This is a genomic window from Georgenia alba, assembly GCF_042665525.1.
In the GTDB taxonomy this organism is placed as follows: Bacteria; Actinomycetota; Actinomycetes; order Actinomycetales; family Actinomycetaceae; genus Allobogoriella; species Allobogoriella alba.
The window spans coordinates 246,896-261,519 of sequence record NZ_JBHTCQ010000002.1 but is presented as its reverse complement, the minus strand read 5'-3'; the positions used below and the strand labels follow the sequence as shown (position 1 = coordinate 261,519).

14 protein-coding genes are annotated in these 14,624 nt (G+C 71.0%); 8 read left to right on the top strand and 6 right to left on the bottom strand.

Features of this window, described 5'->3' with window-relative positions:
- Position 1: 1 nt before the first annotated feature.
- The 6 genes from ACFQQL_RS11175 to ACFQQL_RS11150 form a co-directional block, all read right to left on the bottom strand.
- Positions 2-892, bottom strand: a complete 891-nt coding sequence (locus ACFQQL_RS11175; RefSeq protein WP_382394319.1) for a hypothetical protein — start codon at positions 890-892, stop codon at positions 2-4.
- A gap of 9 nt (positions 893-901) precedes the next feature.
- A complete protein-coding gene (locus ACFQQL_RS11170; protein WP_382394317.1) occupies positions 902-2,377 on the bottom strand; it encodes an alanine/glycine:cation symporter family protein in 1,476 nt (491 codons plus the stop codon).
- Between the two features lie 163 nt (positions 2,378-2,540).
- Positions 2,541-3,008, bottom strand: coding sequence for a hypothetical protein (locus ACFQQL_RS11165; RefSeq protein WP_382394315.1), 468 nt, complete (start codon positions 3,006-3,008; stop codon positions 2,541-2,543).
- A gap of 87 nt (positions 3,009-3,095) precedes the next feature.
- A complete protein-coding gene (locus ACFQQL_RS11160) occupies positions 3,096-4,100 on the bottom strand; it encodes an ABC transporter substrate-binding protein (protein ID WP_382394313.1) in 1,005 nt (334 codons plus the stop codon).
- A gap of 119 nt (positions 4,101-4,219) precedes the next feature.
- Positions 4,220-4,651, bottom strand: coding sequence for a hypothetical protein (locus tag ACFQQL_RS11155; protein ID WP_382394311.1), 432 nt, complete (start codon positions 4,649-4,651; stop codon positions 4,220-4,222).
- 44 nt (positions 4,652-4,695) lie between these two features.
- The gene (locus ACFQQL_RS11150) at positions 4,696-5,181 is read right to left on the bottom strand and encodes a PNPOx family protein (RefSeq protein ID WP_382394309.1); all 486 of its coding nucleotides are present in this window, start codon (positions 5,179-5,181) and stop codon (positions 4,696-4,698) included.
- Between the two features lie 184 nt (positions 5,182-5,365).
- On the opposite strand from ACFQQL_RS11150, the gene ACFQQL_RS11145 reads away from it, so the two are divergent.
- The 8 genes from ACFQQL_RS11145 (at position 5,366) to ACFQQL_RS11110 (ending at position 14,617) form a co-directional block, all read left to right on the top strand.
- A complete protein-coding gene (locus ACFQQL_RS11145) occupies positions 5,366-6,520 on the top strand; it encodes a zinc-binding dehydrogenase (protein WP_382394307.1) in 1,155 nt (384 codons plus the stop codon).
- Between the two features lie 241 nt (positions 6,521-6,761).
- A complete protein-coding gene (locus ACFQQL_RS11140) occupies positions 6,762-8,201 on the top strand; it encodes an FAD-binding oxidoreductase (RefSeq protein WP_382394305.1) in 1,440 nt (479 codons plus the stop codon).
- A complete protein-coding gene (locus tag ACFQQL_RS11135; RefSeq protein WP_382394303.1) occupies positions 8,198-9,196 on the top strand; it encodes a zinc-dependent alcohol dehydrogenase in 999 nt (332 codons plus the stop codon). The genes ACFQQL_RS11140 and ACFQQL_RS11135 overlap by 4 nt, the downstream gene beginning before the upstream one ends.
- Positions 9,193-10,689: a xylulokinase gene (locus tag ACFQQL_RS11130; protein WP_382394301.1), complete on the top strand. Its 1,497-nt coding sequence runs from the start codon at positions 9,193-9,195 to the stop codon at positions 10,687-10,689. Before ACFQQL_RS11135 ends, ACFQQL_RS11130 begins: the two co-directional genes overlap by 4 nt.
- 27 nt (positions 10,690-10,716) lie before the next feature.
- Positions 10,717-12,060, top strand: coding sequence for an ABC transporter substrate-binding protein (locus ACFQQL_RS11125; protein WP_382394299.1), 1,344 nt, complete (start codon positions 10,717-10,719; stop codon positions 12,058-12,060).
- A gap of 39 nt (positions 12,061-12,099) precedes the next feature.
- Positions 12,100-12,993 carry a carbohydrate ABC transporter permease gene (locus ACFQQL_RS11120; RefSeq protein ID WP_382394297.1) on the top strand — a complete coding sequence of 298 codons (894 nt, stop codon included), beginning with the start codon at positions 12,100-12,102 and terminating at the stop codon, positions 12,991-12,993.
- On the top strand, positions 12,990-13,820 hold the full coding sequence (locus ACFQQL_RS11115; protein ID WP_382394295.1) for a carbohydrate ABC transporter permease: 831 nt from the start codon (positions 12,990-12,992) through the stop codon (positions 13,818-13,820). Before ACFQQL_RS11120 ends, ACFQQL_RS11115 begins: the two co-directional genes overlap by 4 nt.
- Before the next feature lie 20 nt (positions 13,821-13,840).
- On the top strand, positions 13,841-14,617 hold the full coding sequence (locus tag ACFQQL_RS11110) for an SDR family NAD(P)-dependent oxidoreductase (protein WP_382395368.1): 777 nt from the start codon (positions 13,841-13,843) through the stop codon (positions 14,615-14,617).
- Positions 14,618-14,624: the final 7 nt, after the last annotated feature.

The window sequence follows — 14,624 nt, the reverse complement described above, 5'->3', positions numbered from 1 at the left end:
GCTACAGGCGCCCGCTGCTCCGCGTGCTCCGTGTGCTCCGCGCCGCGAGGATCCCGAGCACGAGCGCCGCGAGCCAGCCGACGAGGTAGAGCACGTTGGCTACCAAGTCGACCTCCGCCCCGGGATAGCCCCCCAGGACGGCTTGCACGAGGTAGTAGGCCGTGTAGACGGCGCCCAGGACGAAGACCGCGACGCCGGCCCACCGGGTGGCCCGGGACCGCAGACCTGTCAGCAGCACCCCCAAGAACGCCGCGGCGCCGTACAGCTCGCTCAGCACGAACGACGTCAGGAAGTCGCTCTCGGTCGCGAGCTCGACCATCCGGAGGACGTCCAGCACGACCATCGCCCCCAACGGCAGCAGGACGCCGCCAAGTGCGAACGACGTCGAGCGCCGTCCGGTCCTGTCCCGGCTCCGGCCGAGACCGCCCAGCAGCACCGCCACCAGAGCCGCGACCACCAGGACGAGCCCGTCCACGGTCTGGGCCATGAGATGCCTCTCGGCGCCCAGGACTGCCTGCACCACGAGGATCCCCAGCAGGGCGAGCAGGTGCAGGCCCGCCACCACGCCGGCCAGCACCACCACACGGGCGGCACGGGTGGCAGCGGCGGCCGCGGCGAGCAGCGCGGTCGCCCACATGGCGTTCGCCGCGATGATCCACACGACGTTGTTCTGGGTGAACCCGAGATCCAGGTCCGTCCCCGAGAAGGCAAGCTGCCGTCCGACGGTCACGTACTCGCTCGCCGCGAGTACCAGGACCGCGGCCACGGCCCAGCGCTCGGCCGTCTCCCGCGTACCCCCGCTCCCCCACGGCGACGGCTGCGCAGGGTGCGTGAGGCGTGCGTCGGACTCGCCGGGAGCGGGCGACTGTGCCGGCCCGGGGCCGTAGCTCATGGCGGAACCCTAGGGCAGAGCTCGACCCTCACGAGGCTCGTCGGCGGGTGGTGTGTGCGGCTTCTCCGGCTCCCAGCACTCGACGCCGGAGATGTCCGGCATGAGGTCGCGCGTGAAGACCGGGTCACGCCCCTGCTTGCGTTGCGCGACGAAGTCGCGCATCAGCCGGAACGCCACCGGACTCAGCGGGGCGATCGCGGCCAGGTTGACCAGGGCCATGAGCGCCATCGTGGTGTCCGCGAGGGTCCACACCAGCTCCGCCGAGGTGATGGCCCCGAGGAACGCGATGACCAGGAAGATGACCCGGTAGCCGGTCAGCACGCTGCGCCGTCGGCTCAGGAACGCGACGTTCGACTCGCCGTAGTAGTAGTTCCCGAGCACCGAGGTGAAGGCCACAAGCAGGATGACGACCGTCAGCACGTGGAGTGACCAGCCGCCGAGGCTGGTCTCGAGCGCCCGCTGCGTCATGGTCGGGCCTGCGTTCTCGCCGTAGCTGGGGTTGGAGACCAGCACGATGAACGCGGTGATGGAGCAGACGATGAGGGTGTCGAGGTAGACGCCGAGGGTCTGCACGAGGCCCTGCTTCACCGGGTGGGAGACCGTCGCGGTCGCCGCCGCGTTCGGGGCGGAGCCGAGGCCCGCCTCGTTGGAGAACATGCCGCGGCGCACACCCTGCGAGATCGCGGTCCCGATGCCGGCCGCGGCGATCTCCCGCAGGCCGAACGCGTGGGCGAAGATCGTCTCGACGACACCGGGCACCCGGTCGATGTTCAGAGCCACGACGACGATGCCGAGCACCAGGTAGATGATCACCATGAGCGGCACGAGCATCTGGGCGGTGTTCGCGATCCGGTGCAGGCCCCCGAAGACGATCGCCGCGACGAGCGCCACGAGCGCCACACCGACCACGGCGGCCAGCCAGCCCGGCGTCTGGCCGAGGGCCGCCTCGGCGGAGGTGCCGATGGCGCCGGCGATCGTGTTGGCCTGAACCGAGTTGAAGACGAAGCTGAAGGTCAGGATGATCACGACGGCGAACAGCAGACCCATCCACCGGGCTCGCAGACCGCGCTCCATGTAGTACGCCGGTCCACCGCGGTAGTCCTGCCCGTCCTTGACCTTGTACAGCTGGGCGAGCGTGGACTCCACGAAGCTGGCGGCGCCGACGAGGGTGCCCATGACCCACATCCAGAAGATGGCGCCCGGGCCCCCGAGCGCGATGGCCGTGGCCACGCCGACGATGTTGCCGGTGCCGATGCGCGCGGCGGCGGAGATCGCGAAGGCCTGGAAGGAGGAGACCGGCTCCCCGCGCCCCTCCTCCTGCCGCGGCTTGGCGACCACTGCCCGGAACATGTCCGGCAGCATCCGGATCTGCACCACGCCCGAGCGGACCGTGAAGTACAGACTCAGCGCCGCGAGGATGGGGATGATGAGGTAGAGCCAGAGCCCGTCGTTGAAGCTCGCGAGGCTCGCGGTCAAGCTCTCCATGGGCAGAGCTGTCCTTCCCGGTCGGCGACTGCTCCGGCAGTCGCCCCGGAGCTGGTCGGCCATAGTAGGGAGCCGCCGGCCGCATGGCACATCGCCGACGTGACCCCGAACCCGCGGGATCCGCACCGTGGTCCCGCAAACCCTCGATGAAAATTCATCGAGATCAGCGCCGCATCGGCGTCACGTCGACCTCGACGTCGGCGAAGGGGAACGGGTAGACCACCCAGCTGAGCTCGAACCACTCCTGGATCGGGATCAGGCGCAGCCACACCTGGGCGATCACGATCGAGAGCATCACCAGTCCGAGGGCGAGGAACCGTGCTCGGTCGAGGACCTCGACGGCCGCCACCTCGGTCATCCGCTTCGCGGCCGCGGCCACACCCCACAGGACGATCGCGGCCAGGGCGACGAAGACGGCGTTGCTCGGTCCCATCGTCAGGTCGACGCACTGCGGAACCACGTCGGTCGACTGTCCCGCGCCGGCACAGGAGCCCGCCGACGCCGTGGTCAGGAACGCGTAGACGAACGCCATGACCAGCACCCCGACGAGGAGGCGCCGGACGACGACGAGCATCAGCTGGTGGGGCAGCCCGGCTGCCGTCGTCGAGGACGTCTCCGTCGTCGTGGTCATGGTCAGCCCCCTTGCCGTCCCAGGAGGCAGCCTGGCACGACGACGCGACGGCGGCAATGCTCGCCGCCGCCGCGTCCCGAGGCCGGCTCAGCCCTGCCCGTCGAGGTACCCGGCCGCGCGGTCGGTGGCTGCCTCCGGGTCGTCGATGGTCTCCGCCTGCGCCGAGGCGTCCGCGACGACCGCCAGGTCCTCCCGGGTCAGGCCCCAGGTGAAGTCCGTGAGGATCATCGACTCGGTCAGACCGGCCTCGATCTCCGTGAAGTTGCTCAGCTCCGCACGCACCTCGTCCGGGTGCTCACGCGCGTGGGCGAAGGACTGCTCCAGCCCGGCGACGAAGGCGTCGATCATCTCCGGGTCGGCCTGCGCCTTCTCCTCGGTGACCATGTAGACCGCCGTCACCATGTGATCCGGCACGGTGTCGACGAAGACGCTGGTGACCAGCCGGTTCCCCTCGTCCAACCCGATCCCGTAGAACGGCTCGGAGGTGGAGATCGCGTCCACCTGGCCGGACCCGAGCGCCGAGTTCATGTCCTGCAGGGGCAGCTCGACGAAGTCGATCGTGCTCGGGTCCCCACCGTCCTCGGCGACCGCCGCCCAGACGCACACCTCGTGCAGGCCGCCGAGCGCGTTGACCGCGACGGTGCGACCCTCGAGATCGGCGGGCCGCTGGATGTCGCTGTCGGGTGGGACGAGCACCCCGCCGTGGTCCTCGCCCTGCACGCCCGTGGAGCGGCCCGCGGGTGCGATCGCCTGCAGCGGGAGGCCCTGGTCCGTCGCCTGCAGGAGGTTGACCGAGCCGGCGAACTGGATGTCGTACTCGTCGTTGAGCAGGGCCGGGATCATCGCCGCGCTCCCCTGCCCGTAGGTGATGTCGATCTGAAGGCCCTGCTCCTCGAAGTAGCCCTCGTTCATCCCGATGTAGATCGCCGCCAGGTCCACCACGGGTACGGCGGCGAGGCGGACGGTCTGCAGCTCCTCGCCCTCTCCCCCGCCTCCTCCCTCCGGCTCGTCGGACCCGGACGAGCCGGAGCACGCGGCGAGCGACACGGAGCTGGCGAGCGCGGCGATCCACGCGATGGCCTGACGTCTCATCGAACACTCTCCTTCGAGGTTCTGGCACGAACGGGTGCATCGTGGCGTGCGCAGAACGGCCCCGGAGGCCGACTTCCGATGAGCGGAACGACGTGCTGCGTCGTACCGCCGGGACGCGACTACCGGTGCTCGGGGATCGTCTCGACCCATCGCGCGAAGCTCTCGAAGGCCTCGGCGTCCAGCACGGCCGCGGGCGGCACGCCCTCCTTGGCCGGCAGCAGCGCGACGGCGTCCGGCGGCAGACCGGCGGTCTGCCCGGCGGCGATCGAGTCGGGCGCCGCGGCCCCCACGCGGGCCAGGAACAGCAACGGGCCGTCGCCGTGGGACTCCACGACGCCGACGCGGCCGGAGATCATGGCGCGCAGCTCATCGACCCGCAGATGCGCCTGCCAGCCGCGGGCGTCGAGCCGCACCCCCGTGACCGACCGTCGTCCGCGGAAGCCCACGCGGACCGGCGCCGCCTCGGCCACGAGGTCCCCGGCCCGCCACGTGGGCGGGCCCGACGGGTTGCCGTCCTCGCCGTCGTGCCGGCTCTCGCTGCCGAACCTCATCACCCCACGCTAGCGGCAGCCCGTGCCTGGCCGCGCGGGGCGCGCTACGGCGAGACGCGCCGCAGCCGAAGGAAGTTGCGCACCCCGAACGTGCGGTGCATCCACTGGTCGGACGGCTCGAAGTACTGGTTGGCCTCCTCGATGGTCAACAGCTCCGGGCTGTCCACCTCGACGGTCTGGCCCTCGTGCATGAGCGTGGCGGTCCCCGCGGCGAGGACGTTCTGCAGCCAGTCCGTGCGCAGGCCGTACGGGAGGGCGAAGAGGTAGCCGCCGTCGACCGGCTGTGCGCCCACCGGCGTGGCGTACTCGCGCCCGCTCTTCCGGCCGCGGTGCCGGATGATCGCGGCGTACGCCCCCGGCCCGCCGGCCGGACCGCTCAGCTGCAGCTTGTTGGTCACGTCCCGGTTGAAGCGCCGCACCACGCCCAGGATCCGACGGTCCTGGGTCCGCATGCCCACCAGGATCATGCCGGCCCAGCCGGCACACACCAGCGTGATCCCGCCCACGACGATCGCCGCCCGACGCAGCATGCGCGCTCCTCGGTGGTGCCCGCGCGCCACGGCCGGGCACGCCTCTCCAGTATGGCGACCCGGGGCCGCCGCCGGGCCGGATCGGCACCGGTCCGTGCCGGATGTGCTGGACTGTCGTTGCCGCCCGGCGCCGGCCGGGCCAGGCTGAGCGGCGAACCCACCGACACGAGGACGTGGAGGAACCATGACCGAGCAGGCACCCACAGCGGCCACCCCCGTACCAGCGACCATGCGCGCCGCCGTCCTGGTGGACGACGAGCCGCGGCTGCGGGTCGAGGAGGTCCCCGTCCCGACGCCGCGGGCGGACGAGGCGCTGGTGCGGATCCGGTCCTGCGGGGTCTGCCACACAGACCTGCACGTCATCAAGAGCGAGGTCGCGTTCCCACGGCCCGCCGTCCTCGGCCACGAGATCAGCGGCACGATCGTCGCGATCGGCGAGGGCACCGAGCAGGCCGGCGACCTCGCGGTCGGCAGCGACGTGGTGGGCGCGTTCATCATGCCGTGCACGCGGTGCGACGCGTGCCGCCGCGGCCGGGACGACATGTGCGACGCCTTCTTCGCCCAGAACCGTCTCCGCGGCACGCTGTACGACGGCGAGAGCCGGCTGACACGCGCCGACGGGTCGTTCCTCGCGATGTACTCGATGGGCGGCCTGGCCGACTACGCCGTGGTCCCCCTCTCGGCGCTCACCGCCCTGCCGGCGGACCTCGAACCCGTCTCAGCAGCGGTCCTCGGGTGCGCCGCGTTCACCGCCTACGGCGCCGTGCACCGGGCCGCGCAGCTCACGGCCGACCAGTCGGTCGCCGTCGTCGCCGCCGGCGGCGTCGGGTCCGGGCTGCTGCAGCTCGCCCGCGCGGCCGGGGCCGATCCCGTCATCGCGATCGACGTCGTCGACGAGAAGCTCGAGGCGGCACGCCGCCTCGGCGCGACCCACACCGTCAACTCCGCGGACCGTGACGCGGCCGAGGCCGTTCGCGAGATCACCGGCGGACGCGGCGTCGACGTCGCCTTCGAGGCGCTGGGCCGGCCGGCCACCTTCCGCCAGGCGCTCGGCCTGCTGGCCGACGGCGGCCGGATGGTGGCGGTCGGGATCGCGCCCGGCGCCGAGGTGGGCGAGGTCGAGATCACCCCGCTCGTCCGGCGCGGCTACTCGGTGGTCGGGTCCTTCGGTGCCCGGACCAGGGCGGACCTGCCCGCCGTCGTGCAGGCAGCCGCGGCGGGCGACTTCGACGCCGTCGGCCTCGTGACCCGCCGGTACGACCTCGACGACGTCGACGACGCCTACCAGGCACTCGCTCGCGGCGAGATCACCGGCCGCGCCGTGGTCACCACGTCGTGACCGGCGACAGCGACCATCCCGGTGCGCGGGTGAAGAAGCCCGAGCTGTCGACGCCGTAGGCGTTCGCGTCCCCGAAAGAGCCGGCTCCTCCCCGGAATCGACAACGCCATTCGAGACGGGGCTTGACGAGTTGCGTGCGCGTCTATACATATAGACGTCTATACGAGTCACGAAGGAGTGAGCTGATGCAACTGGCCGGCCCATCGACGTACCCGACCACCGCGCGGCGCAGGGCCGCCGCATGAGGCCGCACACCGGGTACCAGCTGGCGAATCTCCGCTCGTATCTCGAGGACATCGTCGGTGTCGACCACGTGATCGGCGAGGAGGAGGCCCGCTCACGTGCAGCCGTGGACCAGTACTGGCTGACGCACATGTGGCAGGCACGCGGCGAGGACGTCCCGAGCCCCGCCTTCATCGTCCGCCCGGCGTCCACCGCCGAGGTGGCGGGCGTCATGAGGGTCTGCCACACCTACCGGATCCCGGTCGTCCCCCGCGGCGGCGGCTCGGGCACCCAGGGCGGTGCCTCCACCCCGTACGGCGGCATCGTGCTCGACCTGGGGCGGATGGACCGGATCTACGAGATCGACGAGACCTCGCTCGTGCTCGACGCCCAGCCTGGCATCAACGGGCGGGTGCTGGAGAACCTGCTCAACGAGCGCGGTCTGATGCTCGCCCACTACCCGTCGTCGGTCGACATCTCGAGCCTCGGCGGCTATCTCGCGGCCCGCGGGTCCGGGGTGATGTCGACCAAGTACGGCAAGGCCGAGGACATGGTGCTCTCGGTGGAGGTCGTCCTCCCGACCGGCGAGGTGCTCGACACCCTCGCCCACCCGAACCACGCGGCCGGGCCGGGCCTGCTCCAGCTCTTCGTGGGATCGGAGGGCACGCTCGGCGTCATCACCCGCGTGCGCATCCGGCTCGACCCGATCCCGGCCTCCCGCCGGTTCCAGATGGTGACCTTCCCCGGCGTCGCAGAAGGGCTGGAGGCCGGCCGGCGTGTCATGACCCGGCGGCTGCGCCCGGCCGTCATGCGGCTGTACGACGAGGGCGCCACCGTGAAGTCGCTGCAGAGCACGGGGCATCGCGTCTCGGGCGTGAACCTCGTGGTGATGACCGACGGCGAGGAGGACCTGGCCGGCGCCGAGATGGCGCACATCGAGCGGATCGTCACCGAGTGCGGCGGGCAGCTGGCCGGCGAGGCCGAGGGCGCTCACTGGTGGGAGCACCGCTACGACTTCTACAAGCCACCGCTCCAGCCCGGCTACCCGCAGCTGTACGGGACGGTCGAGACGGTCACCGACTACCGCTCCATCCTCCCGCTGTACGAGGCGAAGAAGGCGCTGCTGCACGAGAAGTACGCCGCCTGGTCGCCCCAGTACACCGCCCATTTCTCCCACTGGTACCCGTGGGGAACCATGATCTACGACCGGTTCTACATCGACTCGCCGCCGGAGTCCGCGGAGGAGGCGCTGCGCCTGCACAACCAGGTGTGGGCGGACTGCTCGCGGGTCAACCTCCGGCACGGCGGGGTGCTCAACGAGCACCACGGCATCGGCCTCAAGCTCGGCTGGCTGATGTCCGAGCAGTCGCCCACCGGCCACCGGCTCGTCCAGCAGATCAAGGACACGCTGGACCCGGCCCGCATCATGAACCCCGGGAAGCTGGGGCTGGCGCTGTGACCGGCGCGACCATGCGCGCCGTCCGGTACACGGGCGAGGACGTCCGGATCGAGGCCGTCCCACGGCCCGACCTCGCGGCGGGCGAGGTGCTCCTCCACCCCACGTACACCGGGATCTGCGGAACCGACGTCCACGTCGCGCACGGTCTGCACCCGCGGGTGCGTCCGCCGGTCACGCTCGGCCACGAGTTCGTGGGCACCGTCGTCTCCTCCGGCACCGACGCATGGCAGCCCGGCCAGCACGTCGTCGTCGAGCCGCTGCGCACCTGCCGCCAGTGCCGGGCCTGCACGGGCCCGCACTACAACCGCTGCCCCCAACTGCAGATCCTCGGCGTCGACACCGACGGGAGCCTGGCCGAGGTCGTCGCCATCCCCGCCGACAGGCTGATCGCGCTACCCGACGGCGTGAGCCCTCGCCTGGGCGCGTTGGTCGAGCCGATCGCCGTCGCGTCCCACGCCGTCGGCGCACTGGGCGCCCTGCCGGAGGCCGCCTCCGTCCTCGTGTTCGGCGGCGGTCCGATCGGGTGGCTGGCGGCCACCATCCTCACCGTCAGCGGCCACCACCCGCACATCGTGGAGAACAACGCCTTTCGCCAGGAGATGCTGCGCGCCGCCGGCCACGACGTCATCCCGGACGCCGCCGCCGTCGGGAGCGGGTACGACGCCGGCCTCGAGGCGACGGGCACCGTCGTGGGGCTGCGCACCCTCGTCACCGCCGTCGACGGCGGCGGGACGATCAGCCAGGTCGGTCTCCCCAAGGCGACCAACGAGCTGGACGGCATGGCCGTCATCTCCAAGGAGCTCACGCTCCGCGGCTCGCGGGTCTACACCCGGACCGACATCGAGGAGGCCGCGGCGCTGCTGGCGGCGCACGGCGACCGGTTCGAGCCGCTCATCACCCACGAGATCGCGTTCGAGGACGTGCTCGAGCACGGCCTGCGCCGGGTCGAGGCCGGGGCCGCCGTCGGGAAGATCGTCGTGAGGGGAACCTCGTGAGCGCGATCGACGTCGTCGCCGGGATCGACACCGGCACCAGCGGCTGCAAGGTGACCCTGCTGGACGCCGACGGCCGGGTCAGGGCCGCCACCTACCACGGCTACCCGACGCACTACGACCAGCCCGGCTGGGCCGAGCAGGATCCGCGCGACTGGGTCTCCGCCGCGCGCCGCGGCCTCCACGACGCCCTGCGGATCTCAGCCGCCGAGGAACCGGTACGGCTGCGAGCGCTGGCGTTCTCCGCGCCGCACCACGTCGCGGTCCTGTGCGACGAGAGCATGACGCCGCTGCGGCGGGCGATCATGTGGACGGACCAGCGCAGCGCAGCGACGGCGCGGCGGACCGCCGAGACCCACGGCGAGCTGATCTGGGCGCGGTGCCGCAACGTCCCCGCGGCCACCTGGACGCTCCCGCAGCTGCAGTGGCTCGGCACGCACGAGCCTGACGTCCTGCGCACCACCCGCCGGGTGCTGTTCATGAAGGACTTCGTGCGGCACGCGTTCCTGCCGCACCACACGACCGACCACGTCGACGCCTCGGGCACCCTGCTGTACGCGCCGGAGGACCGTACCTGGGTGCCCGAGCTGCTGGAGCTGGCGGGCTTGTCCCCCGCCGCCATGCCCGAGGTCGTCGCCCCCGACGCCGCCCTCGGCACGGTCGCCCCCGAGGTGGCCGCAGAGCTCGGGCTCGACGCCGACGTCCAGGTGGTCACCGGGTCGGCCGACACCGCCGTCGAGCTGCTCGCCGCCGGCTGCGTCGAGCCGGGCGACCACACCCTCAAGCTCGCCACGGCCGGAAACGTCTCGCACGTCGAGGACCAGCCGTCCGCCGAGGCGGGCGTGATCAGCTACCCCTACCTGATCGCTGGGACGTACTACCTGAACTCGGCGACTAACTCCGCCGCCGCGTCCTTCGCGTGGCTCGCCAGGACGCTCGCCGGCGGGGAGTCCGACGGCTCCTTCTACTCACGCCTCGACGACGATGCGGCCCAGGTCCCCCCGGGCTCGGACGGCGTCACCTTCCACCCGTACCTCAACGGCGAACGCGCCCCGCACTGGAACGCCGCGCTGCGTGCGTCCTTCGTGGGTCTCGCCTCGGCGCACGGCCGCGGCCACCTGGCCCGCGCCGTCATGGAGGGCGTCGCCATGTCGATGCGGGAGGCGCGTGGCACGGACGCCCCGCCCATCCCCCAGGCGTCGCTCATCGGGGGCGGTGCCAAGAGCGCCGTCTGGGCGCAGATCATGGCGGACGTCCTGCGCACCGACGTCCACGTCCGCCCCGCCGCGGACTCCTCGCTCGGCGGTGCGCTGCTCGCCGCGGCACAGCTCGGCTGGCTGCCGCGGCTCGCCGACGCGCCACGGCTGGTGCAGGGCACGGTCACGACCTGCCGGCCGAGCGCCGCCGACGCCGACGCCTACGACCGGGCCTTCGCCCGGTACCAACGCATCCAGCAGGCCCTCCAGCCGGGCTACGAGCTGGACAACGACAGCTGACACACCCACCCCTAGGAGAGGATCGCGATGAAGCATCCACACCGCAGAGCAGCAGTGGTCGCCCTGGCCACGGCGTCGCTCATGACCGCCAGCTGCATGGGCGGCGGAGACCCCGCCGGCGGCGGGGAGGAGGGTGGCGGGGACGCCACCATCCGCATCGCCAGTGCCGAGACCGACGCCGCGGCCATGGAGGCGCTGCAGGCCGCCGGCGCCGCGTACGAGGAGGAGACCGGAACGCCCGTCCTGTTCGAGGCGGTCCCGCTGGACGAGATCTACACCAAGGTCAACGCGGCGGCAGGGACCAACGCCGAGTACGACGGCATCATCACGGGGTTCATCGGCCACATCTCGCTCTTCCAGAGCGAGGACAAGCTCGTGCCGGTCGACGACCTCATCGAGGATCTCGGCGGTACCGAGGACTTCTACGACGGCCAGCTGCTCTTCCCCATCGACGACCAGGTCTGGTGGGTGCCCTTCGACTACAACATCGCCTTCGGCTTCATCCGGCAGGACTGGCTCGACGAGGCCGGGCTCGAGGTCCCCCGGACGTGGGAGGAGATGCTCGAGGTCGCGCGTGCGTTCGACGAGCGGTCCGACTCCGAGTACGGCCTGATGATGCCGCTGCAGGCGGACAGCGCCACGAACTGGATCACCAGCCAGGTGCTGTGGGCCAACGACGTCCGGATCTTCGACGACAGCTGGAACGTGGTGCTCGACAACGACGAGATGCTGCCGAGGACGGTCGAGGCGCTGGAGTTCCTCCGCGAGCTGTACCAGCACATGCCGCCCCAGGCGGACTCCGCCTCGTACGGGGAGACCATCGAGTCCTTCGCGTCCGGGCAGTCCGGGATGGCGTTCTACTCCGGTCGCATGCTCGACTCGATGATCGCGCAGAACCCGGAGGCCGCCCAGAACGTCGTCGCCTTCGGCATGCCGATGGCGGACGGGGACGGCACGACCGCCAGCCTCGGCTACGACGGCATCGGCGTCCTCAACACGCAGGACTCGCAGGAGACGACCGAGTTCCTGCGCTGGTTCTTCCAGGAGCACCTGCTCGACCTCTACGCCACGGCTCCGTACCACTACATGCCGGCCCAGCGATCCGTCTTCGAGAGCGAGGAGTGGCGGTCCCTGGACACGCTCGACCAGCGGTGGGACGAGGTGATGGTGCCGCAGGAGGAGTTCGTCTCGAACCCGAACCTGAACTCCATCGACACCGAGGGTCCGGCGGTGGACCAGCGCAGCGCGGACGTCTTCCAGTCACTGGTGGTCCCGGAGATGTTCCAGCGCGTCGTGCTCAACGGCGAGGACCCCGAGACGGTGGTGCGGGAGACGGCCGACGAGATCCGCAGCACCGCCGGCGACTCGTGATCGAAGCGGGCCCGACACGATGACGAGGGAGGACTGCCGATGCTTCGCAGACTGACCGCGCGCGAGCTGCCCCTGTTCGCCGTGCTGCTCGTCCCCGGACTGGCCGTGGTCGCCCTCGTCATCGTGGTCCCGCTGGTCCTGGTGCTGCAGTACAGCACCTACCAGGCGAGCAGCTTCTCCGGCGGCGGCACGTTCGTCGGACTGGAGAACTACGCCACCCTGCTGGGCAGCCCGGACTTCTGGCAGAGCCTCTGGCGCACGCTGGTCTACGCCGGGGGCTCAGTCCTGGCCCAGCTGGTCGTCGGCATCGCGGTGGCCCTGGTGCTGAACGTGAAGTTCCGCGGGTCCACCTTCCTGCGCGGCGCCGCGATCGTGCCCTACATCGTGCCCGCCGTCGTGGCCACGATCGCCTGGGAGTGGATCCTCGATCCCTCCACCGGCATCTTCAACAAGCTGCTCGAGGCGCTCGGCCTGCAGGCGGTGAACTTCCTGTCGGCCCCGTGGGCCATGACCACCGTGATCATGCTCTCGACGTGGGCGTGGGCGCCGTTCGTCATCATCGTGTTCCTCTCGGGCCTGCAGACCATCCCGCAGGAGCTCTACGAGAGTGCGCGGGTCGACGGTGCCGGGCACGTGCGGCAGTTCTTCTCGATCACGCTGCCGATGCTCCGGGACCTCGTGATCACCATCGTCGTGCTGCGCGGGATCTGGATGTTCAACAAGTTCGACATGATCTACCTGCTCACCGCGGGTGGCCCGCTGGACCGCACCAGGACCTTGCCGGTGCTCGTCTACGACGAGGCGTTCCAGCAGTTCCACGTCGGGTACGGCTCCGCCGTCGCGGTGGTGTCTCTGCTCGTGATGCTCACCGGCCTGCTGCTGTTCCTCTGGCTCAGCCGGGACCGTTCGGAGAACCGGGAGGTGGCCCGATGAAGATGACCATCGGCCAGCGCCTGCTGCTCGGGGTGCTCGTCGCCCTGATCGTCCTCGTCACGCTGTTCCCGATCTACTGGGTGACGATCAGCGCGCTGCGCGGCTACACGGGACTGTTCGACCACGCCGCGACGCTGTGGCCGACCGCCGCGGACTGGACGTTCTACCGGAACATCTGGGCGTCCACGGACTACCCGCGCTACTACCTCAACAGCGTCATCGTGGCGCTCGTGGCCACCGCGGTCACCGTGGTGTTCTCGGTCAGCATGGGCTACGCGCTGACCAGGTTCCGGTTCCGGTTCAACGCCCTCATCCGGACGTCCATGCTGGTCGGCTACATGCTGCCGCCGATGGTCCTCGCCATCCCGCTGCTCGGGATGCTCGTGGCGGTCGGGCTGGACGACACCCTCGTGGGGCTCGTGCTCGCCCACGTGGCCATGTGCCTGCCCTTCGGGGTCTGGATGATGATCAGCTTCATGCGGACGGTGCCGTTCGACCTCGAGGAGGCGGCCTGGATCGACGGCGCGTCCCGCAGCCAGGCGCTGGTCCGCGTGATCGTCCCGGTCATCACCCCGGGGATCACCTCGGTGGCGATCTTCACGTTCATCGTCTCGTTCACCGACTACGTGTTCGGGCTCATGCTCATCTCGACGGACAGCCGCAAGACGATCCCGGTCGGCCTGGCGACCATCGCCGAGTCGACGGCGCTGCAGCGCGGAGACCTGCTCGCGGGCGCCGCACTGATCGGCGTGCCGATGGTCCTGGCCATGGCGTTCGTCGCGCGGTACTTCATCCGGGGCCTCATGGCCGGGGCCGTCAAGGGCTGACGAAGGAGGAGTTCTTGTCCATGTGGTCTCGTGAGGAGTTCGACGGCGTCACGTGCCTGGTGACGGGTGCCGCCGGAGGGATCGGGCATGCCGTGTGCCGGGCGCTCCACGACGCCGGCGCGACCGTGCGCGCGGTCGACGTGGCGGAGCCGGCGTCCGGCCCCTGGCAGGAGTTCGTCAGCTGCGACATCACCTCCGCGGCGGACCTGGGGCGGCTCGCGGACCGCCTCGGGGACCACCCGCTGGACGTCCTGGTGAACACGGCCGGCATCATGCGCAAGGCCCCGGTCGGTCAGATCGACTGGGACGCGTGGGACCTGGCGTACGCGGTGAACTGCCGTGGCACGCTGCGCCTGACCGAGCAGGTGCTCGACCGGCTCCGCGCGTCCGGCCGCGGCCGGATCGTCAACATCGTCTCCATGACGGCCTCCCTCGGCCTGCCGACCTATGCCCCGTACTCCTCGGCCAAGGCCGCGCTGCTCAACGCCTCCCGGGTCCTCGGGGCCGAGCTCGCGGGCAGCGGCATCACCGTGAACTCGATCTCTCCGGGCTGGGTGGAGACCCCGATGATCGAGCCGCTGTTCACCCGCATGGAGGAGCTTCACGACCTCCCGGCGGGTCAGGGACGGGCGTACGTCGAGGGGCTCATCCCGCAGCATCGACTCGTGGATCCCGCGGAGGTGGCCGCGGCGGTCATGTTCCTGGCGAGCCGTGCCGGAGGGGCGATCACCGGGCACGACCTGCGCATCGACGGCGGGCTGACCTCGATGTTCGCGCCAGGAGTACACGCCGGCTGAGCCCCGA

Bases quoted from the DNA above. Each gene is read 5' to 3' on its own strand.
- ACFQQL_RS11175 (WP_382394319.1), bottom strand. From the start codon at position 892: ATGAGCTACGGCCCCGGGCCGGCACAGTCGCCCGCTCCCGGCGAGTCC.
- ACFQQL_RS11170 (WP_382394317.1), bottom strand. From the start codon at position 2,377: ATGGAGAGCTTGACCGCGAGCCTCGCGAGCTTCAACGACGGGCTCTGG.
- ACFQQL_RS11165 (WP_382394315.1), bottom strand. From the start codon at position 3,008: ATGACCACGACGACGGAGACGTCCTCGACGACGGCAGCCGGGCTGCCC.
- ACFQQL_RS11160 (WP_382394313.1), bottom strand. From the start codon at position 4,100: ATGAGACGTCAGGCCATCGCGTGGATCGCCGCGCTCGCCAGCTCCGTG.
- ACFQQL_RS11155 (WP_382394311.1), bottom strand. From the start codon at position 4,651: ATGAGGTTCGGCAGCGAGAGCCGGCACGACGGCGAGGACGGCAACCCG.
- ACFQQL_RS11150 (WP_382394309.1), bottom strand. From the start codon at position 5,181: ATGCTGCGTCGGGCGGCGATCGTCGTGGGCGGGATCACGCTGGTGTGT.
- ACFQQL_RS11145 (WP_382394307.1), top strand. From the start codon at position 5,366: ATGACCGAGCAGGCACCCACAGCGGCCACCCCCGTACCAGCGACCATG.
- ACFQQL_RS11140 (WP_382394305.1), top strand. From the start codon at position 6,762: ATGAGGCCGCACACCGGGTACCAGCTGGCGAATCTCCGCTCGTATCTC.
- ACFQQL_RS11125 (WP_382394299.1), top strand. From the start codon at position 10,717: ATGAAGCATCCACACCGCAGAGCAGCAGTGGTCGCCCTGGCCACGGCG.
- ACFQQL_RS11120 (WP_382394297.1), top strand. From the start codon at position 12,100: ATGCTTCGCAGACTGACCGCGCGCGAGCTGCCCCTGTTCGCCGTGCTG.
- ACFQQL_RS11115 (WP_382394295.1), top strand. From the start codon at position 12,990: ATGAAGATGACCATCGGCCAGCGCCTGCTGCTCGGGGTGCTCGTCGCC.
- ACFQQL_RS11110 (WP_382395368.1), top strand. From the start codon at position 13,841: ATGTGGTCTCGTGAGGAGTTCGACGGCGTCACGTGCCTGGTGACGGGT.